Source organism: Aurantimonas marina (genome assembly GCF_017183135.1).
Taxonomy (GTDB): domain Bacteria; phylum Pseudomonadota; class Alphaproteobacteria; order Rhizobiales; family Rhizobiaceae; genus Aurantimonas; species Aurantimonas marina.
The window spans coordinates 13,194-33,244 of sequence record NZ_JADDXW010000020.1 but is presented as its reverse complement, the minus strand read 5'-3'; the positions used below and the strand labels follow the sequence as shown (position 1 = coordinate 33,244).

General features: G+C 66.0%; 19 protein-coding genes. 10 read left to right on the top strand and 9 right to left on the bottom strand.

Going from position 1 to position 20,051, the window contains the following annotated elements; all coding sequences use genetic code 11:
• Positions 1–4: 4 nt before the first annotated feature.
• Genes doeA through eutA form a run of 4 tightly spaced genes read right to left on the bottom strand, consistent with a single transcriptional unit; the run spans position 5 to position 3,968 of the window.
• Positions 5–1,186, bottom strand: a complete 1,182-nt coding sequence (gene doeA / locus ING15_RS17380) for an ectoine hydrolase DoeA (RefSeq protein ID WP_206456110.1) — start codon at positions 1,184–1,186, stop codon at positions 5–7.
• Between the two features lie 21 nt (positions 1,187–1,207).
• Positions 1,208–2,200, bottom strand: coding sequence for an ectoine utilization protein EutC (gene eutC / locus ING15_RS17375; protein WP_206456109.1), 993 nt, complete (start codon positions 2,198–2,200; stop codon positions 1,208–1,210).
• Positions 2,200–3,186, bottom strand: coding sequence for a hydroxyectoine utilization dehydratase EutB (gene eutB / locus ING15_RS17370; protein ID WP_206456108.1), 987 nt, complete (start codon positions 3,184–3,186; stop codon positions 2,200–2,202). Before eutB ends, eutC begins: the two co-directional genes overlap by 1 nt.
• A 5-nt stretch (positions 3,187–3,191) precedes the next feature.
• Entirely contained in the window at positions 3,192–3,968 is a 777-nt protein-coding gene (gene eutA / locus ING15_RS17365) for an ectoine utilization protein EutA (protein WP_206456107.1), read from the bottom strand.
• A gap of 614 nt (positions 3,969–4,582) precedes the next feature.
• Here eutA and dctP point away from each other — a divergent pair.
• The 10 genes from dctP to ING15_RS17315 all read left to right on the top strand — a co-directional run bounded on the left by dctP (position 4,583) and on the right by ING15_RS17315 (position 15,513).
• The gene (gene dctP / locus ING15_RS17360; protein WP_206456106.1) at positions 4,583–5,635 is read left to right on the top strand and encodes a TRAP transporter substrate-binding protein DctP; all 1,053 of its coding nucleotides are present in this window, start codon (positions 4,583–4,585) and stop codon (positions 5,633–5,635) included.
• 90 nt (positions 5,636–5,725) lie between these two features.
• Entirely contained in the window at positions 5,726–6,385 is a 660-nt protein-coding gene (locus tag ING15_RS17355; protein ID WP_206456105.1) for a TRAP transporter small permease, read from the top strand.
• A 51-nt stretch (positions 6,386–6,436) separates the two neighbouring features.
• Complete coding sequence (locus ING15_RS17350) at positions 6,437–7,714, top strand: TRAP transporter large permease (protein ID WP_206456104.1); 1,278 nt, start codon at positions 6,437–6,439, stop codon at positions 7,712–7,714.
• A 43-nt stretch (positions 7,715–7,757) separates the two neighbouring features.
• The gene (locus ING15_RS17345) at positions 7,758–8,201 is read left to right on the top strand and encodes a universal stress protein (RefSeq protein ID WP_206456103.1); all 444 of its coding nucleotides are present in this window, start codon (positions 7,758–7,760) and stop codon (positions 8,199–8,201) included.
• A gap of 77 nt (positions 8,202–8,278) precedes the next feature.
• Positions 8,279–8,773 carry an Lrp/AsnC family transcriptional regulator gene (locus ING15_RS17340; RefSeq protein ID WP_206456102.1) on the top strand — a complete coding sequence of 165 codons (495 nt, stop codon included), beginning with the start codon at positions 8,279–8,281 and terminating at the stop codon, positions 8,771–8,773.
• A gap of 152 nt (positions 8,774–8,925) precedes the next feature.
• Entirely contained in the window at positions 8,926–10,413 is a 1,488-nt protein-coding gene (locus ING15_RS17335; RefSeq protein WP_206456101.1) for an NAD-dependent succinate-semialdehyde dehydrogenase, read from the top strand.
• 46 nt (positions 10,414–10,459) lie between these two features.
• Positions 10,460–11,839, top strand: coding sequence for an aspartate aminotransferase family protein (locus ING15_RS17330; RefSeq protein ID WP_206456100.1), 1,380 nt, complete (start codon positions 10,460–10,462; stop codon positions 11,837–11,839).
• Positions 11,840–12,254: 415 nt separating this feature from the next.
• Positions 12,255–12,794 carry a Chromate resistance protein ChrB gene (locus ING15_RS17325; RefSeq protein WP_206456099.1) on the top strand — a complete coding sequence of 180 codons (540 nt, stop codon included), beginning with the start codon at positions 12,255–12,257 and terminating at the stop codon, positions 12,792–12,794.
• A gap of 120 nt (positions 12,795–12,914) precedes the next feature.
• Complete coding sequence (locus ING15_RS17320) at positions 12,915–13,466, top strand: phosphatase PAP2 family protein (protein WP_232845848.1); 552 nt, start codon at positions 12,915–12,917, stop codon at positions 13,464–13,466.
• 37 nt (positions 13,467–13,503) lie between these two features.
• Positions 13,504–15,513, top strand: a complete 2,010-nt coding sequence (locus ING15_RS17315; RefSeq protein WP_206456098.1) for a bifunctional DedA family/phosphatase PAP2 family protein — start codon at positions 13,504–13,506, stop codon at positions 15,511–15,513.
• 154 nt (positions 15,514–15,667) lie between these two features.
• Here the strand turns inward: ING15_RS17315 and ING15_RS17310 are convergent, their stop codons facing one another.
• The 5 genes from ING15_RS17310 to ubiT all read right to left on the bottom strand — a co-directional run bounded on the left by ING15_RS17310 (position 15,668) and on the right by ubiT (position 20,025).
• Entirely contained in the window at positions 15,668–16,945 is a 1,278-nt protein-coding gene (locus ING15_RS17310) for a molybdopterin molybdotransferase MoeA (RefSeq protein ID WP_206456097.1), read from the bottom strand.
• Positions 16,945–17,460, bottom strand: coding sequence for a DUF2478 domain-containing protein (locus ING15_RS17305; RefSeq protein ID WP_206456096.1), 516 nt, complete (start codon positions 17,458–17,460; stop codon positions 16,945–16,947). Before ING15_RS17305 ends, ING15_RS17310 begins: the two co-directional genes overlap by 1 nt.
• A gap of 64 nt (positions 17,461–17,524) precedes the next feature.
• The gene (gene ubiV, locus ING15_RS17300; protein WP_206456095.1) at positions 17,525–18,418 is read right to left on the bottom strand and encodes a ubiquinone anaerobic biosynthesis protein UbiV; all 894 of its coding nucleotides are present in this window, start codon (positions 18,416–18,418) and stop codon (positions 17,525–17,527) included.
• A 30-nt stretch (positions 18,419–18,448) separates the two neighbouring features.
• Complete coding sequence (gene ubiU / locus ING15_RS17295; protein ID WP_206456133.1) at positions 18,449–19,426, bottom strand: ubiquinone anaerobic biosynthesis protein UbiU; 978 nt, start codon at positions 19,424–19,426, stop codon at positions 18,449–18,451.
• 11 nt (positions 19,427–19,437) lie between these two features.
• A complete protein-coding gene (ubiT, locus tag ING15_RS17290) occupies positions 19,438–20,025 on the bottom strand; it encodes a ubiquinone anaerobic biosynthesis accessory factor UbiT (RefSeq protein WP_232845847.1) in 588 nt (195 codons plus the stop codon).
• Between the last annotated feature and the right edge of the window lie 26 nt (positions 20,026–20,051).

Genomic DNA, 20,051 nt, shown 5'->3' with positions numbered 1-20,051 from the left:
GGCCTCAATCCTTGACGAAGAGCTGGCGCGGCACGTCGGCTAAAATCTCCACGCCGGTCTCGGTGATGGCAATCGATTCGGTGATCTCCAGGCCCATGTCCTCGAGCCACAGCCCGGTCATGAAATGGAAGGTCATGCCGGGCTTGAGCTCGGTCCGGTCGCCGGGGCGAAGGCTCATCGTCCGCTCGCCCCAGTCCGGCGGATAGGACAGGCCGATCGGATAGCCCGTGCGGTTGTCCTTGACGATCCCATATGTCTTCAGGACGGCAAAGAAGGCGTTGGCGATGTCCTCGCAGGTATTGCCGGCCTTTGCCGCGGCCAAGCCTGCCTCCATGCCTTCGAGCGTCGCCTTTTCGGCATCGCGGAAGGCATCCGTCGGCTTGCCGAGGAAGACGGTGCGCGACAGCGGACAATGGTACCGCTTATAGCAGCCGGCGATCTCGAAGAAGGTGCCTTCGCCCCGGCGCATCGGCCGATCGTCCCAGGTCAGATGCGGCGCGGATGCGTCGGCACCCGACGGCAGCAGGGGCACGATCGCCGGATAGTCGCCGCCATAGCCCTCGACACCGCGCGTTCCGGCATCGAGGATTTCGGCCACGAGATCGCACTTGCGCATGCCGGGCTCGATCGTGTCGACGATACGCTGGTGCATGGCGCCGACGATCTTGGCGGCGATCCGCATATAGTCGAGTTCCTGCGGGCTCTTGACCGCGCGCTGCCAGTTGACCAGCGCGGTCGCGTCTACGAAACGGGCATTCGGCAGATGCTTTTGTAGCGACGCAAAGGCCGCTGCCGAGAACCAGTAATTGTCCATCTCGACGCCGACAACGAGCTTATCCCAGCCGCGATCGGCGATCACCGTCGCCAGAAAGGCCATCGGATGACGCTCGGTGGACTGCACGTAGTGGTCGGCATAGCCGACGATATTGTCGGCGGCGAGATAGGCGGTCCGCTTGGCGCCGTTGGCATCTTGTCCACGGCCGAACCAGACCGGCTCGCCCTCAGGCGGCACCAGGACCCCTTGGTGGACATAGAACGACCAGCCGTCATAGCCGGTGAGCCAGGCCATGTTGGACGGGTCGGAAACGTAGAGGAGGTCGATCCCCTTCGTCGCCATGGCCGCGCGGGTCTTTGCGAGGCGCGTGGCGTACTCGGCGCGAGTAAAGTTGAGCGTCGGCTCTGTCATGATGCACCTGTTGGAGGAAGATCAGCTGGTAAAGAGGGCGCCGGCGCCGGCTTCCACGGCACGGGCATTGGCAAGTGTGGCGATCGCCGTGTCCTGGACACCGGTTCCGGTGAGGTCGCAGAATGTCAGCGCCTTTGCGTCGGCCCGGCCGGACAGGCGCCCGCAGACGATCTCGCCGAGTTCGGGAAAGGCGCGGTCCGCCGAGACGAGGCCGGCGGCGATGGCGTGGTGCAACTCGCCGAGCCGGCGCGTCTGCTGGAGGCTGTCGGCGACGTAGAGGTCGGCACGGGTGACGAGGGCGGGGTCGACTTCGTTCTTGTGCTCGGCATCCGATCCCATTGCGGTGACGTGCTGACCGGGGGCAAGCCAGCCGGCTTCGAGGATCGGTGTCTCGGACGGGGTCGTGGTGACGATGACATCGGCGCCGGCGACGGCTGCCCGGGCGTCGGAAACCGCCGCAACCGGGATCGACAGCGCGGTCGACAGCGCCGCTGCTGTGGCCTCGGCCTTTTCGAGATCGCGGGCCCAGATCCGCGCCTCGGCGATCGGGCGGACCAGCTTGAGCCCTCGCAACTGCAGCCGCGCCTGGACGCCGGCGCCGAGGATCGCGGCGACCCGGGCGTCGGACCGCGCCAGATGCCGGGCCGCGACGGCGCCGGCGGCGGCGGTCCGCACATCGGTGAGATACCCGTTGTCGAGCAGCAGCGCCTCGACGAGGCCCGTTGTCGACGAGAAAAGCACCATCATGCCGTTGACGCTCGGCAGGCCGAGCTTCGGATTGTCGAAGAAGCCCGGGCTGATCTTGATGGCGAAGCCGGAGAGGCCCGGCACATAGGCGGTCTTCACGTCGACTTCGCCGCGATGCTCGGGAATGTCGAGCCGCAGGATCGGCGGCATCGCCACTGCCCTCGTCGCCAGCGCGGCGAAGGCGGCTTCGATCGCGTCGACCGCCGCCAGATCGAGCGGCACCAGCGCACGCAGATCGCTCTGCGTGAGGATACGCATCTCGGACATCAGTCGGTCTCCTCCAGCCCGTCCGCGCCGTTGACGACACGGCGATGCAGGTCCATGGCGATGTTGCGGCCGGACAGGAGCGCGACCGTGGCGCCGGTCGGTTCGACCTTGCCGGCGAGCAGCGCCGCGACGCCGACGGCCGCGGCGCCCTCGACGATCTCCCGCTCCATCTCGTAGACGTGGCGAATGCCGGCCGCGATCTCCGCCTCGTCGAGCAGCACGATGTCGTCGACCAGCGCGCGCGTCGTCTCGAAGGTCCAGGCATTCGCCAGCCCGATACCGCCGCCGAGGGAGTCGGCGAGGGTCGGCAGTTCCTCGACCTCCACCGGATGCCCGGCCGCAAGGCTTGCGGCCATCGCCGCCCCGCGTCGCATCGACAGGCCGACGACCCGGATCTCGGGTCGCAGGGTTTTGGCCGCCACGGCGATACCGGCGATCAGGCCGCCGCCCGACAGCGGCACCAGCACGGTCGCCGCGTCCGGCAGGTCCTCGACGATCTCCAGACCGATCGTGCCCTGGCCGGCGACGATATGAGGGTGGTCGAAAGGCGGAAGACCGGTCATTCCGTCTTCGGCGATCAGCCGTTCGACCTCGACCTGCGCCTCGTCCTGAGATCGCCCGATGATGCGGATCTCGGCGCCGAGCGCCTTGATCGCCTCCAGCTTGTTGGCCGGGACCAGCGAGGACATGCAAACGACGCAGCGCACGCCCTCGGCCGCGGCGGCATGGGCGAGCGCGCGTCCATGATTGCCGGTGGACGTGGCGACGACGCCCCTGGCGCGTTCGTCAGGGGAAAGCTGCAGGAGTGCATTGGTCGCGCCGCGCAGCTTGAATGCGCCAGTGATCTGGCGGTGTTCGTGCTTCAGATGAACGGGAACGCCCACGCGATCGGACAGGCTGGGCGAATGATCGACCGGCGTGCGGCAGACGCGGCCGGCGATGCGGCCGGCCGCTTCCTCGATCTCCGAGAGCGTGACGTGCGGCATGGAATCTAACCCTTGATCGGCATGGCGACGCTCATCAGTCGCCCGGCCTCTGGCCGGGCGGTCCACGCGCCGCAATGATTCAGGCACGCCCAGGCGGTTGCCTGGTTGCTGGTAACGACGGGACGGCCGATCCGCGCCTCGATGGCCGAAACGACCGAGGCGGAGCGGAGCGCCGTACAGGAGATGAACAGCGCCTCGGCGCTCGCGGAGGTGGCGTCCACGGCGGCTTCGATCAGCGAGTCCCGCGAGATCCGCGCCATCTCCCCGTCATCGTCGAGTCCGAGGCAGGTGACACTCTCGATCTGAAAGCCCCCGGCTTCGAAATAGGCCGCCATCGGCTCGCTCACTGCCACCGTATAGGGCGTGAGGATGCTGATCCTGCGCGTGCCGAGGGCCTTGAGGCCGGCGGCGGCCGCGGCGGCCGGCGTCACCACCGGCACACCGGGCTTAGCCTTGCGGATCGCCGCAGTGACGGCCGCGTCGCCGATCACCACCGACGCCGATGTGCAGGAAAAGCAGACCACATCGAGCCGATCATCCGGCAGAAGCAAGGCCGCGGCGCTTTCCAGCCGCGGCTGCATGGCGCGCAGGTTCTCAGCCGTAGTGGGATTGGCGAACACGATCCGGGTCGCGAACAGGCCGACCCGGTCGGAGGCGACGAGCCGCGTAAAATCGACCTCCGTCGAATGATCGGTCGCCAACAGGATCAGCCCGACGCGCTTTTCGATGGCGCGTGGGTCGAAGCGTAGGGGCCGGCCTGCCAGGTGAATCTCTGCGGTCATCGCGCGCTCTCGCCTTTCCGTGGCTTATAGCATTGCGAGCCGAAAGCGCTCTCGGGCAAGGGCGGCGGCGCCATCTCGGTCGATCGCGGCATGGGCGGCATCCGTCGGCACAGGTGGTCTAGCTGGTGAGTGATACCCGTCACAGGCGGCGGCCGGAGAGCGGGTGTGGCCTACACGTGATCATAATTTGCGCATGCCTGACAATGACGCGGTTCGTCCTTTTCATCCTGCCTTGGCAGCGGTTTCTCCTGCCTCCGAACCTCTAAATGGGCAATCGCTCTCTCGACAGCAGCTCCGATATTCAGAAGCATGGAGGCCCGTTTCTCGTGAACTTCGGAACGCTCTCGCCTGTCGATGCACCGGCCACAGGCGTCTTGGAAAAGGAAGTCGAAATGTTTCGCGGTGCGGCAGGCAAACCGCGCACGAAAACAAGAGTTTAGACCGAGCGAACGATATTATCAGTTCGCACGGATGATGGAGTTGATCATCGGCTAGACGGTTGAAATCTGTGTCATCACGATATGTGGCGTCATGGGAAGTGGCAATTCCTTTGGGAATCCGCTCAAATAGTTCAGACTAATTTTGCGCATCGCGCAGCAGAAAGGGAGATCTCCATGTCCAATCTTGTTTCCAGGTCCCGCCGTAAGCTCGTGGCGACGGCGCTCGCGACCACGACGGCGCTGACGCTCATGTCGGCTTCGGCCGTCGCCGCCGAATGGAAATACGCCATTGAGGAGGCGCTGGAGGAAGTCCAGGGCGTCTACGCGCAGAAGTTCAAGGAGCACGTCGAGGCGAACTCCGACAACACCGTGGCGATCTTCCCCTTCGGTACACTCGGCGAAACGGCCGACACGACCGAACTCGCGCAGATGGGCGCGATCCAGTTCGTCGATCTGTCGCCTGGCTTCACCGGCAGCCTGATCCCGGAACTCCAAGTCTTCCTGCTGCCCTACGTCCTGCCAGAAGATCCAGCCGTGCTGGCGGATTTCTACGAGACGTCGGAGACGATCAACAAGGAATTGGCGGGGATGTATGAGGCGCAGAGCCTGCATCTCGTTGACATGTTTCCCGAGGGCGAGGTGGTGATGACCACCAAGGAAGCGGTCAAGGCGCCGGCTGATCTCGACGGGGTCAAGTTCCGGGTGATGACGACGCCGCTGCTGGTCGAGACCTACAACGCCTTCGGTGCTACCGCGACGCCGCTGCCGTGGGGCGAAGTGTTCGGCGCGTTGCAGCTGAACATGATCCAGGGCCAGGAGAACCCGATGTTCTTCGTGGAATCGACCAAGATGTACGAAGTGACGGACCACATCACCTTCACCGGCCACAACACCTTCACCACGGCGGTCGCGGCCAACAAGGCCTTCTATGACGGCCTGTCGGAGGAGGACAAGGCGGTGGTCGCGGCGGCGGCCGACGCCGCCTACGAGCACATCATCGACTATCAGAAGGGCTTGCAGGACGAAGCGCTTGCCAAGATAAAGGAAGCCAAGCCCTCGATCACGGTGACGACGCTGACCGACGAGGAGCGCGCCCCGTTCCGCGAGGCGGCCAAGAAGGTCCGCGACAAGTTCGTCGAGATCACCGGCGACAGCGGCAAGAAAATCCTGGAGGGCTTCGAGGCCGACATCGAGGCCTCCAGGAAGCGCGTGAAAGGCGACGGCTAGGTCCGTCGCGCACGTCCCGGGCGGGCAGCCGCCCGGGTTCCGCGCCGGCAAGGCGAAACCGGCTATGACGGGCCATGGAATGAGGTGCCGATGAACCGACCCGACCCGTCAGCAAACCCTTCGGCCGAGGACAGCTCCGGCCCGGCTTCGTCCGAAACGTCGGTGACGACGGAGGTTTCGGCAGCTATGCCGGTCGCGGCATTTTCGGGCTTGTTGCGGCCATTGGAGATCCTCGACCGGGTGATCGCCATGATCGAGGCGTTCATTCTGACCGCCGGTATCCTGCTGATGGCCGCGAGTTCCGTGGCGAATGTGATCGGCCGGTTCGTCTTTGGCCAGAGCCTCTATTTCGCCGAGGAACTCAACCAGTTCCTGATCATCGTCATCACCTTCGCGGGGATCGGCTTCGCGGCCCGGCATGGCCGCCACATCCGCATGTCGGCGATCTATGACGAGCTCTCGCACGGTCTGCGAAAGGCGCTGATGGTCGTCATCGTGCTGATGACGGCGGCGGTGATGTTCGTCCTTGCCTGGTACTCCTACCAGTATGTCCTCAGCGTCTATCACACCGGTCGCATTTCGCCGGTGACGCGCGTGCCGATCTTCCTGACGCTGGTCTGGCTGCCGCTCGGATTCGTTATCACCGGCATTCAATACGGGCTGACGGCGGTGGCCAATCTCACCCGGCCCGACGTCTATCTCTCGGTCTCGGTGGTCGACACCTATGAGGACAGCGAGACACAGATCTGAGCGTCCGCCGCGCCCCAGACCGGTGGCTGGCATCCGAAAGAAAGGGTTTTGATGGCAACGGCGATGATCCTCACCATGGTGGTGCTCCTGCTCCTGGGGTTCCCGATGATGATCCCGCTGATTGCGGCGACGATGGTCGCGTTCTTCTTCTACCTCCCGATCGGCCCTGAAATCATGGTGCAGCAGATGCTCGCCGGTATCCGGCCGGCGGCGCTGATCGCCGTTCCGATGTTCATCCTGGCGGCCGATATCATCACCAAGGGGCACTCCGCCGATCGCCTGATCGACATGGTGATGAAGTTCGTCGGCCACATCCGGGGTGGACTCGGAGTCGCCACCGCGGCGAGCTGCACCCTGTTCGGCGCGGTCTCCGGCTCGACCCAGGCGACCGTCGTCGCCATCGGCGGCCCGCTTCGCCCCCGTATGCTGAAGTCCGGTTACAGCGACAGCTTCACCCTGGCGCTGATTGTCAACGCCTCCGACATCGCCATGCTGATTCCGCCGTCGATCGCCATGATCATCTATGGGGTCATCTCCGGCACCTCGATCTCCGAGCTGTTCATCGCCGGCGTCGGACCAGGCCTGCTGATCCTTTTTCTGTTTTCCGCCTATTCGATCATCTATGCGCGGCGGAACAACATCCCGACGGAGCCGAAGGCTTCGTGGGGCGAACGCATGGCGGCGGTCGGCGGGGCTGTCTGGCCGCTCGGCTTTCCGGTTATCGTGGTCGGCGGCATCTATGGCGGCATCTTCAGCCCCACCGAAGCGGCTTCGGTCTGCGTCGGTTACGCGCTGGTTCTGGAGCTGCTGATCTTCCGCTCGCTTGGGCTTTCCGACATCATCGATATCGCCAAGTCGACCGGTCTCATCACCGCGGTCGTCTTCATTCTGGTCGCGGCGGGAGCGGCGTTTTCCTGGGTGATCTCGTTCGAGCAGATCCCCCAGATGATCCTCGGCGCGCTCGGCCTCAACGAAGCCGGGCCGGTCACCGTCCTGGTGGCGATCTCGATCGCCTTCTTCATCGGCTGCATGTTCGTCGATCCGATCGTCGTCATCCTGGTGCTGGTGCCGATCTTCGCGCCGCTGGTCTCGGGGCTGGGGCTGGACCCGGTGCTGGTCGGGGTCATCATCACGTTGCAGGTGGCCATCGGCTCGGCGACGCCGCCCTTCGGCTGCGACATCTTCACGGCGATCGCGATCTTCAAGCGCCCCTATATGGACGTCATCCGGGGCACTCCGCCCTTCATATTCATCCTGCTGATGGTGAGCGTCGCGCTGATCGCCTTCCCGCAGATCGCGCTGTTCCTACGCGATCTCGCCTTCCGCTGAACGCCGACCCTCCCCTCGATCCGCAAGAGGCTTTTCCCGCATCATGTACAAGACAATCCTCGTTCCGGTCGACGGCTCGGCGATGGCGATGCGGGGGCTCGACGTCGCCGCCGAACTCTGCCGGACCTTCGGCGCCCGCTTGATCACGCTCTGCATCTATCGTCATCACTCGCCGCTCGAGGCCTCGCTCTCGATGGTAAGGTCGCGCGGCGAACAGCAGCGCCCCGACGATGCGCTGAAGAGCTATGCCAGCGATATCGCGACAGCCGCCAAGGAGCGGGCGCTGAAGGCGGGCCTCGAAAGTGTCACGTCCTATGCAAAGCGTGGTCAGCCAGCCCGCGCCATCGTCGAGTTCGCCGACGAGCATGACTGCGACTTGATTGTGCTCGGGGCGCGCGGCAATGGTGACCTGGAAGGCTTTCTGCTCGGCTCGGTGTCGCACAAGGTGGCCTCGCTCACCCGCAGACAGTGCCTCATCGTTCGCTGAGGTCGGCCAACGCCTTATGGACGCGGAGCGAACCGCCGGTCTATGCAGTGGGATCGAATTGCGATCCGGGATTTTCTATGGCACGAGGCCGCATCAAGCTGGACGACCGCGACATCAAGATTCTGACGATCCTGCAGAAGGAGGGGCGGATTCCGAAGGCGGCCCTCGCCGAGCGCGTCAATCTGTCCCCGACGCCGTGCTGGGAACGGCTCAATCGTCTGGAAGAGGTCGGCATCATCGAAGGCTACGCTGCCTCGATCGCCGAAAGCACTTACGGGCCGTTGACCGTGCTGTTCGTCATGATCGAGATCGAGAGCCACCGCAAGGAGGATTTCGCGCAGTTCGAGACGGCGATCGCCTCGGTTCCGGAGATCGTCGAGTGCTGGTCGATTTCCGGCGGCTTCGACTATCTGTGCAAATTCGTCACCCGTGATCTGGGCAGCTATCAGGCGATTGTCGACAAGCTGCTCGCCGACCATATCGGGGTCCGGCGCTACTTCACCTATCCGGCGATGACGTCGATCAAGAAGACCCCGATTCCCATTGAGATGATCTCCGAAACCTCTCGATAGCGGCCGGGAAGACGGGCCGTCCGGCAAAGCTGCTTTCGGCAGGATAGCTCTCCATTCCAACGCCGATCTATGGCCGACCTCTCGGTCGCGAAAGCGCTAGAACGACGTCGTGAACGTTGCTCCGGCCTCGCCGCGACATATGGGAGATCGCCATGTCCGCCATCGCCGTTACCTTCGACCGTGCCGATCCGCTCTCGCATCTCCGCGACGCTGGGCTGTTCATCGAGGCTGCGCTGATCGACGGCCGGTGGGCTACCGCCGACGCAACGGTGGCAGTGCATGATCCGGCAAATGACGCCCGGCTTGGCAGGGTGCCGGCGCTCGGCGCCGCGGAGACGTCGCGGGCGATCGACGCCGCGGCCGCAGCCTTTCCAGCTTGGCGCGCGCTGTTGCCGCAGCAGCGGGCCGACATCTTGATGCGCTGGCATGGGCTGATTCTGGCTGCGCGCGAGGATCTCGCCCTTCTGATGACGCTGGAGCAGGGCAAGCCGCTGGCCGAGGCCCGCGGCGAGATCGACTACGCCGCCTCCTTCGTCGAATTCTACGCCGAGGAGGCCAAACGTCTCAACGCCGAAAGCGTGACCAGCCATCTCCCCGATGTGCAGATGACGCTCAGCCGCGTCCCGCTCGGTGTCGTCGGCCTGGTGACGCCCTGGAACTTTCCCGCCGCGATGCTGACGCGCAAGGCCGCCGCCGCGCTCGCAGCCGGCTGCACGGCTGTCGCGCATCCCTCGTCCGAGACGCCGTTCTCGGCGCTGGCGCTCGCCGAACTCGCGCAGCGGGCCGGCATGCCGGCGGGCGTGTTCAACGTCGTCACCGGCGATGCCGCGACGATCGTCGGGCGGCTCTGCGAGGACGAACGGGTGCGGGCGATGAGCTTTACCGGCTCGACCGACATCGGCCGGCTGATCGCGGCGCAGTCGGCGCCGACGGTCAAGCGCCTGATCATGGAACTGGGCGGCCACGCGCCGCTGATGATCTTCGCCGACGCCGATCTTGAAAAGGCCGTCGACATCGCCATGGCTGCCAAGTTCGCGACCTCCGGCCAGGATTGCCTCGCCGCCAACCGCATCTATGTCGAGCGGCCGATCTACGAGACATTCCTGGCCGCTTATGGCGAACGGATCGTGGCACTTGAGGTCGGGCCCGGGCTCAGGCCCGGGGTCGAGATCGGCCCGCTGATGAATGAGCGAGCGGTCGAAAAGGTCGACGCGCAGGTCCGCGACGCGCTGGCGCGCGGCGCCCGGCAGCTCGTCGGCGGCGGACGTCATCCGGCCGGCCCGCTGTTCTATCGACCGACGCTGCTCGCCGACGTTCCCAACGAGGCACTGATCATGCGCGAGGAGACCTTCGGCCCGGTGGCGGCGGTCGTTCCCTTCGACGGCGAGGACGAGGTGACCGCCCGCGCCAACGCCACCGAGTACGGCCTCGTCGCCTATCTCGTTACCCGCGACGCGGCCCGGATCGCCCGCATGACTGCGGCGCTCGAATACGGGATGGTGGCGGTCAACCGCGTCAAGATCACCGGCGCGCCTATTCCCTTCGGCGGCGTCAAGCAGTCGGGCCTCGGCCGGGAAGGCTCGCGCCTCGGCCTCGAGGCCTTCACCGATCTCAAATATGTCTGCGTCGACATGGCCTGAGCGGCCGCGAAAGACACGGCGACCCATACAGGAAAGGAGCTTGAAGATGCTCGACCAGACCAACGAACTGACCGCCTTCGACCGCGATCATTTCTTCCACCCCTCGACCCATATGGGCATGCATGCGCGCGGTGAGACCCCGACCCGCGTCGTCACCGGCGGCAAGGGCGCGACCATTGTCGATCGGGACGGCAAGGAGAGTCTCGACGCCTTCGCCGGGCTCTATTGCGTCAATGTCGGCTACGGCCGAACCGAGATCGCCGAGGCGATCGCGGAGCAGGCGCACAAGCTGTCCTATTACCATGCCTATGTCGGCCACGGTTCGGAGCCCTCGATCCAGCTCGCCAAGATGATCATCGACCGGGCGCCGGCCGGCATGAGCCGGGTTTATTTCGGTCTTTCGGGCTCCGACGCCAACGAGACCAACATCAAGCTGATCTGGTACTACAACAATGTGCTAGGCCGGCCCGAAAAGAAGAAGATCATCTCGCGCTGGCGCGGCTATCATGGCTCCGGCGTCATGACCGGCTCGCTGACCGGTCTCGGCCTGTTCCATAATGCCTTCGACCTGCCACGCGCGCCGATCCTCCACACCGAGGCGCCCTATTACTTCCGCCGCGCCGACCGCTCGATGAGCGAGGAGCAGTTCTCGCAATTCTGCGCCGACAAGCTGGAGGAGATGATCCTGGCCGAAGGGCCGGAGACGGTTGCGGCCTTCATCGGCGAGCCGTTGCTGGGCACCGGCGGCATCGTCCCGCCGCCCGCCGGCTATTGGGAAAAGATCCAGGCGGTGCTGACGAAATACGACGTCTTGCTGGTCGCCGACGAGGTCGTGACCGGCTTCGGGCGTCTCGGCACGATGTTCGGCTCCGATCATTACGGCATCAAGCCGGACCTCATCACCATCGCCAAGGGGCTGACCTCGGCCTATCTTCCGCTGTCCGGTACGATCGTTTCCGAGAAGGTCTGGGACGTGCTGGTGAAGGGCTCGGACCAACTGGGCGCCATCGGCCACGGCTGGACCTACTCGGCGCATCCTCTGTGCGCGGCGGCGGGCGTCGCCAATCTCGAGCTGATCGACAAGCTCGACCTGATCGAGAACGTCCGCACGGTCGGCTCGCATTTCCGCGCGGTTCTGGCGGCGGCCCTGACGGATCACGCCCATGTCGGCGAGGTGCGCGGCGACGGGCTGCTGGCGGCCGTCGAATTCGTCGCCGACAAGGACGACCGGGTATTCTTCGACCCGGCGCTAAAGGTGGGCCCGCGGATCTCTGCGGCGCTCGCCGAGCGCGGCGTCATCGGCCGGGCGATGCCCGAGGGCGACATTCTGGGCTTCGCGCCGCCCTTCTGCCTGACCCGCGAGGAAGCCGACCTTGTGGTCGGCAAGACGGTGGACGCCGTCGAGAGCGTTATGACGCAATCCTGACGAACGGCCGGGTCGTAACTTTCGTCCAGCCGCCCCCGTAGGAGATGCGACCTCAGCCCTGGGAAGGAAATTCTGCATAAGGCCGCCTTGGTCGAAGCTTCCCGGGGCAGGGAACCCTCCTGATCGAGCTGACATTCGATGATGGGGGGCGTCCATCGCTACCATCGGAGGGCCATCGTCCTTTTGATCGTTGTTCGGATATCCGTGCTCGGGCGCCGCATTGGATTCAGAACTCCTGGCTTGACGGCCGCAGAAACAGCCCGCTGGCAGTGGAACGCAGTGCCGGGATGGAAGCGGCAAAGCGCGCGACCGTGCTGCGCGCTGGGCTTTGGAGCCGAGCATTTTCTGGTGTACCCGGGTGGCAGCTATCCGCCCGGCGATTGACTTGTAACGGCCGTTACATGATAATTGATCCATGGTTACAATTCCGTGGATACTCCTCACCTACAAAGTCCCTCCCGAGCCCGCCGCAAAGCGGGTCGCGCTCTGGCGACGACTCAAGGCCATGGGGGCGATCTATCTTCAGAATGGCGTCTGCGTGCTGCCCCGAACCGACGACCATGTCCGCCAGCTGAAGATGCTGGAGAACGACGTGACCGAGATGGGTGGCGAGGCGGTACTTCTCGAAACCACGTCGCTCGACCCAGGGCAGCAGGACAAGGTCGTCGCCCGGTTCAGGGCCGACCGCGACGAGCAATATCGGGAATTTCTCGGGCGTTGCGGCGGGTTTGAAGCCGAGATCGCCAAGGAGATCGCCAAGGAGAAATTCACCTACGCGGAGCTTGAGGAGGAAGATATCGACCTCAAGAAGCTCCAGAATTGGCTCGAGAAGATCAAGAGTCTCGATTTCTACGGCGCGACGTTGGCGCAGGAGGCGACGAAGCGACTGGCGGCTTGCGAGGCGCTGCTGGAAGACTACGCCCGTCGGGTCTTCGACACCAATCGGGGACGTTGACAGGTTCTTGGCACAATAACGGGCGATGTGGCGACCGGTCCTCCTTTGTCCCAATCCTGTCGGCGCCACCGCACCAATCCGGCGATCCCCCCGCTCGCCCTAATGGAATGAGAACTGCCGATGTATGGTTTCGACGTCGCCGCCACACGCCTGATCAACGGCCTGGCGGGAGACAACGGCTTCCTTGATGCGGTGATGGTTCTTGTCTCGGCCTACGGTATGCCGCTGCTTGTCCTGATCGTCGCGGGCCAATGGTGGATAGGGAAGGACCGGCCGAGAACCCGGCACACGCTGGTCGCCGCGGGTCTGTCGTTCCTGCTGGGACTAGCGATCAATCAGATCGTCCTGTTGTTCATCGACCGGACGAGGCCTTACGCGCTCGGCGTCACCGAACTGCTGATCGCGCCAAGCGGCGACCCGTCCTTTCCCTCCGACCATGCGACGGCGGCCTTCGCCATCGCAGCGGCCTTCCTCTTGCATGGCATGTCGCGCAGCGGGCTCGGATTTCTGGGCGCGGCGTTTCTCGTGGCGTTTTCGCGCATCTATGTCGGGACCCATTACGCCAGCGATGTTCTGGGCGGAGCGGTGACGGGCGCCGCCGCCGCCGCCATCGTAGTCATCTTGTACCGCAAAGACACGCGGCTCGACCGGTTCATGACCGGCATCCTATAAGCCGATCCCATATTGGACCGGACATGTTGGAACAGACATGAACGCCTTCATCGACCAGGCGGTCGCCTTCTCCGCCAACAACATCTGGTTGCTGGCCATTCTGGCCTTCGCTAGCGCCGCCAGCGAGGCAATCGTGGTGGTCGGTGTGGTGGTTCCCGGCACCGCCATCCTGCTCGCGGTCTCGGCGCTGGCGGGGGTCGGAGGACACGTCTCGCTGCTCGGCGTCATCATCGCGGCGGCGATCATGGGCGCGATCGCGGGGGACGGACTGTCCTATTGGCTGGGCCGCCATTTCGGGCGGGACCTGGTCGGCATGTGGCCGTTTTCCCGTCATCCGGAATGGCTGAAAGGTGGCGAGGCCTTCTTCGCGCGCCATGGCGGCAAGAGCGTCTTCATCGGCCGCTTCGTGCCGGGCGTGAAGACGGTCATTCCGGCCGTGGCGGGCATGAGCCAGATGCCGGTCGGACGCTTCCTCCTCGCCAATGTGACCTCCGCTATCCTGTGGAGTCTCGCGCTGGTTCTGAGCGGGCTCGGCATCGGGCGGGGGCTCGACCGAAGCGGACTGGCGGATCCGCGCGTCGTGGTGCTTTTGATCGCCTTCCTGATCGCTCTCGGCCTCGCCTATTGGCTGCTTCGGTTCATACTCCTGCGCGGCATGCCGGCGTTCGCCAGGGCGCGGCGAGATGCGATGACTTGGCTCACCACCCGTCCGGGGCGACCCGCCGCCCTGGCTTGGCGTCTGCTCGCCAACGAGGGCGGCGCCATGGTTGCGCTCGCATGGATCGCGCTGTCGATGGCGGCGCTTCTCGGCTTCCTGGCGATCCTGGGGCAGGTGATCTTTGACGACGGCTTCTCCCAGGCCGACGCGATCATCAGCAATTTCGTGGAATCGCTTCGCTTCGAAGCGCTCGATCGGCTCATGATCGCAGTGACGATGGCGGGCGACGGCATTGTGCTGGCTGTGCTCGCGGCCGCTTTGCTCCTTTGGCTGCTCGCCTTCCGGCAGTGGTTTGCGTCGGCGGCAACGGCCGTTGCCTTCGGCTCGACGCTGCTTTTCGTTCCCGCCGTTAAAGCGATCCTGGGACGCCAGCGCCCGAACGCTCTCTACGAAGGCGCTGACGCGTTCAGCTTTCCGAGCGGGCATGCCACCCATGCGATGGTGATCTTTGGCATCATCGCCATCCTGCTGGCCCATCGTCGGCCGCTGCGCTCCCGCTTCGCGATCTATTTGGCCGCCATCGGCCTGGCGCTGCTGATCGCGCTTTCACGGATTTATCTCGGAGCGCACTGGCCGAGCGACGTGGCCGGGGGGTTCCTGTTCGGGTCATCGGTCATCGCCGCCTTCGCGTTCGCACTGCGCGAGCGCATCCTTTCGATCCGCCCTGTAAGACTGGCTCTGGCGCTGCTGTTGGCCTTCGGCGTGACCTATGGGATCCATGTCGAGCGTGCCTACACGCTCTGGACGCGGAACTATACCTACGCTCCGCAAACCGCTGAGATCACGCTGTTCGAGTGGCGGGATGGCGGTTGGGCGAGCCTTCCCCGCGCCCGCATCACGCTGGGGGGAGAACCTCCACAGCCGTTCATTGCCCAGTATGCCGGCTCTTTGGCACCGTTGATGGCGACATTGGCGCGCGATGGCTGGCAAAGCTCCGAGGCGAGCCTGACCCAACATGTCCTATCGGTGCTGTTGCCGTACGGAGGCTTGAAGAAGGTGCCTCCGGCGACGCTCCTGCACGACGGCCGCCTGCCGGTTGCCATGCTGACAAAGCCGTCCGCGACCGGTCGGCGCATGGTCCTGCGCATCTGGTCCACGGAGCGGCTGCTGAATGCTGGAGACGGACACGCGAGCCGCATCCATCTTCTTGATCTCGGGGTTGAAATCTATCGACCCGTTATGTTCGGCTTCGGCGATCTCGACGAAGCGCCGCCCACCCCCGCAGACCTCGACGCCGTGCGCCTGGAACTCGGCAAGCGCTTCGAGGCGGTTCCACCAGCTGTCAGCCCGGACCGGGAGGGCCCGCTGCTGCTTCGGGAGAGCCAGTAAGGTTCCAGAAAAAGCGAGCCGCGCACTCCGCTTCACGGCGGTCTTGGTCCGTGACGCCGAGGTGACCGGCATCGCGCTGGTCGCCGCCGCACAGGCGGCCAGCAGGCCTGGGGACGTTGCGTCGCCAGGTCGTCGGAGGACGGCGAGCGGATGCTCAGCCGAAGGGAAGAAATTCCACGAGATCGCCGGTCGCAAGGCAGTCGATCTCGGCCGGGATGTCGACCAGTCCGTCGGCACGCGCCAGTTCGGCCACGCGGGCCGAGAACTCCGCCGGACCGGGCTTGAGAACCGGCAGGCCGTCAAGGCCCGTGCCCACCCAGCGGACGGGGCGGAACTCGCGGCGCCCGGGTCGGCGGCTGAGGCCCTCGGACAAGCGCGCCATGAGGCGGCGGGGGCGATGCTCCGCACCACTCAGCCCCGCGACGACAGCTTGGCCGAAGATATGCCAGCTGACGAAGGCCGCGACCGGGTTTCCCGGTAGACCGAGCACGAGGGCTTGGCCGATACTTGCGATCGTCAGCGGCTTGCCCGGTTTCATCGCGACCTTGCGCACATGGATCTCGGCCCCGGCCTCGGCCAGCGCGCGGGGCAGATGATCCTCCTCGCCGACCGACGCGCCGCCGGACGTGACGACGAGGTCGGCGCCGCGACTTGCGGCGATCAGCGCGTCGGTAAAAGCTTGGCGGTCGTCGCAAATGATGCCGCCATCAGTCAGGTCGAGCCCGGGACCGGCCATCTGAGCGGCCAGCATGGCGCGGTTGACGTTCCAGATCTGGCCCGTGTCCAGCGCGTCGCCCGGCTCGGCCAGTTCGGCGCCGTTGCTAAGCAGCGTCACTCGAAGCCTGCGCCGGACCGACAGACGTCCGGCTCCGGCCGCCGACGCCGCGGCGATGTCGCGCGATCCCAGTTGGCGGCCGACGGGCAGGACCTCGATGCCGCGCACCATGTCCTGCCCGCGTCGGCGGATATTCTGTCCCGTAGCCGGCCGCGTCACGATCACGATCAGGTCGTCCCGCCGCGTCACCGCCTCCTGCATCACGACGGTGTCCGCTCCTTCGGGCAGTGGCGCGCCGGTGAAGATGCGCGCGGCCTGGCCTTGGGGCAGGGGACCAGGCGTCTGGCCGGCGGCGATCCGCGCGCCGACCGGCAGCATCCAGGGGCCGTCACCGCGCAACCCGTCGGCACGTAGCGCATAGCCATCCATCGCCGACGCGTCGAAGCCCGGCGCATCGGCGGCGGCATGCACGGCTCCGGCCAATACCCGGCCCGTTGCCGCGCCGAGCGGCAGCGTCTCGTGGCTCGCGACCGGTCGCGCGAGATCCGCCACTATCGCTAACGCCCGCTCGACGGAGATCAGATCGGCAGCCGCCTCGCATCCGCAGCCCCAGCCCGGCTCGGGCCGGGCCGAAATCCCCGGCGACCGGGACGTCATCACGCCACCTTTGACAGGCGGGCCGTGCGCACCCAGGCCAACAGAGCCGAGGGGTCGGCGGGCAGGACCTCGGCCATGCCGTCGGTAAAGGCCTCGAAGGCGGGGCGGTTGAGCCCATTAATGCCGGTGAGGACCGGGACATCGGCAGCCAGCGCCTCGGCGATCAGGTCCCGAAACCCGTGCCCGTCGGCCTCGTGCTTGCCGAATTTGTTGAGGATCAGCAGATCCGCCCCCGCTGCCAGGCGCGGGCCGACCAGCGCCACCGCCGCTTCGAGCGCCGCCGGATCGAGGCGGCAGCCGTGCGAGGCGGTTCCCAGGTCCTGGCTGATGCGGATCATGGGGCCGTCGGGCAGCACCCGCACGTCCATATCGCATTTATGCCGGTCCGGATTGACGCAGTTGGTCTGGACCACCCCCGCGAGCCGCAGACCCTGCGACAGCAGCGTCTCGGCAACCTCTCTCATGACCGTGTCGAGACGGCCGGGCTCGTCGGACTGTACGGCGGCAATCAGCATCGATTTTCCTTTCGCAGCATGGAATTCGCCCTAGGAGCGGCGGCGTCATGGTCGTTTCCCAAGCTCAATGGGTCCACTCGGAGCCCGCTTGTCCAAACAGGAAGCCGTTGGCGAAGCGCCGTTCCGGCGCCAGGGCGGTTAATTCGGCAAGCGCTTCGTCCGGGGCCATCCGGCCGTCGGCCGTCGCCCGAAACAGGCGCGCGACCTCGACCATGTCGCCGGTATGGGGCGAAAGCCGCAGCGCGCCGACGCCGGCATCGGCCAGCGGCGCCAGATCGCCGGCGAGATTGGCCCAGCGCTCGGAGACCGTCTGGACCCCGTTGATCGCGAGGAAGGGTTGTCCGTCGAGAGTCTCGACCGGCAGGCCGTCTGGGTCCGCGTCGCAGACGAACTGACAGGAATCCTTCGCCAGGCCGGCGAGGCGGGCATGGTAACAGCGCGCCGAGAGCGCCAGCGGCAGTCGCCCGAATGCCCAGGCCTCCAACGCGATGCCGAGCTCGGCTCCGGCGGCCGCCAGCGTCTTGACCGACGAAAAGGCCAATTCCGGCGGCAGGCAGAGCGATGTCGCCCCGCGCCCGGCCAGGAAGCGCAGCGTGCCTTCGTTGTAGACATTGACCAGCGGACCCACCGTGAACGGCGTTCCGGGGGTCAGATAGCGCAACGCCGTCAGATCGTTGACCTCGACGGGCAGACCGGAGTCGGCCAGTTCGGCCAGCATCTTGCGCTCGCGCCGCAAGGTCACCAGCCCCAACGAGGCGAGGACGACGTCCTTGCCGCCGCGTTGCAGTCGCTCGACCACCTCCGGGATGCGGCTTTGGTAGAACGGCAGGCGTTTGGAGCAGACGACCTCGCCGACCACGACCCGCTCGACCGGCGCCTCGTCGGCGATCCGCGCATAGAAGTCGGACCATTCGTCCGCCGGCCAGTTGTAGAGCACCGGGCCCAGTGTCAGGCGCATCGTCGCGCTCCCTTGCTCACGGCGCCGGTGTCAGCGCCAGATCTTGCGATAGGCGCCGAGCGTGCTCGTCTGCCCCTCGGTGAGATGCGCCAACTCGCTGACCGGCACCGGTTGGCCGGCGGCGATCGCGTCGGTGGCCCGGCGGAAGCTCTTCACCACCGCCGAGACATAGGCGCGGCTGCGCTGGCGCCCTTCGATCTTCAGCGCCGTCACCCCGGCCTCGGCCAGTCGGGGGATCAACTCGGCGGCGTCGAGGCTGATCGGATCCTCAAAGACGTGGCCGGTGTGGCCCCCGGCCGAAAAGCATCCCTTGCAGAGCGTCGGGTAGGGGGCCGGCGCATCCTTCGCGACCTTGTGAATGGTGAAGCCGGCGAGGCGTGAGACCAGTTCCTCTTGCTCCTCGCCATAGACGACGTGACTGGCGGGCGAGCAGACCCCGTGCATGTTGGGCGATCGTCCGGTGGCGTAGGAAGACAGCGAGCAGCGCCCCTCGGCCATCACGCAAAGCCCGCCGAAGACGAAGACCTCGGTCTCGACGTCGATGTCGCGATTGATCGCGGCAATCTCCTCGACGCTCAGCACCCGGGGCAGCACCACCCGCTTCACGTCGAACCCCTCGGCGTAGAACATGATCGCGTCGGCATTGGCGGCCGCGGCCTGGACCGAGAGATGGCGGCGGAGTCCCGGCCGGCGCTCGGCCGCATAGGCGAGCAGGCCGAGATCGGCCATGATCACCGCGTCGGCGCCGGCGGACTCGGCGTCGTCGACGGCGCGGTGCCAGAAATCCTCCGCCCCGGCGCGCGGGAAGGTATTGATCGCGATCAAGAGCTTGGCGCCCGCCTTGTGGGCGTAGGCGGCACCGGCGGCCATCTCGTCACGCGAAAAATTCAGGCCGGGAAAATTGCGGGCATTGGTCTCGTCGGCAAAGCCGCAATAGATCGTGTGCGCACCCGCGTCGACGGCGGCGCGCAACGCCGCGGGCGTACCGGCCGGGCAGACCAGTTCCAGCGCCGGCCCGCTCACGCGTTCATCTCCGGCCGCATCAGCGCGACCCCGGTGATCCGTTCCGCCACCCGCGCCAGCGGCCGCAACCGCCGCCCCATGGCGCGGCCCGGCGCGCCGAGACTTCCCGCAACCGCCTCGAACAGGTCGATCTCGGCATCGTCGGTCGCGTTGCGCAGCGCCAGCGCGGCCTCGGTGTCGCCCTCGATGGCGATGTCGCGCGAGAAGAACAACGCGTCGCCGTCATAGGCACCATGGATCATGCCGAGAAGCGCGGCCAGCGGCCCCGCGATCCGGCAATCCCAATGGCACGAGGCCGAACGGCTCAATGCTTCGATGCTGGGCCGGGTAGGCCTGGGACGGAGCAGAAAGGCGAATGGCAGATCCGTCGGGTCGATCAGAAAGCGCTTTTCGGCATGCGGGCCCAGACGCGTGAACAGGCCGCGATGGTGCTCCGCCATGTCACGCGCGGCGCGTCCCAGGATGAGGGACAAGGGACCGGGCGGCAGTTGCGCGAGCAGGCGCGCGCCCGCCGGCGGAAAACGAGGGATCGAGGTGGCGCCATTCATACCGTTCGAGGTAGCCGCGACCGCTCCTTCCGACATTGATCGAGATCAAGTCCGGGGAACCA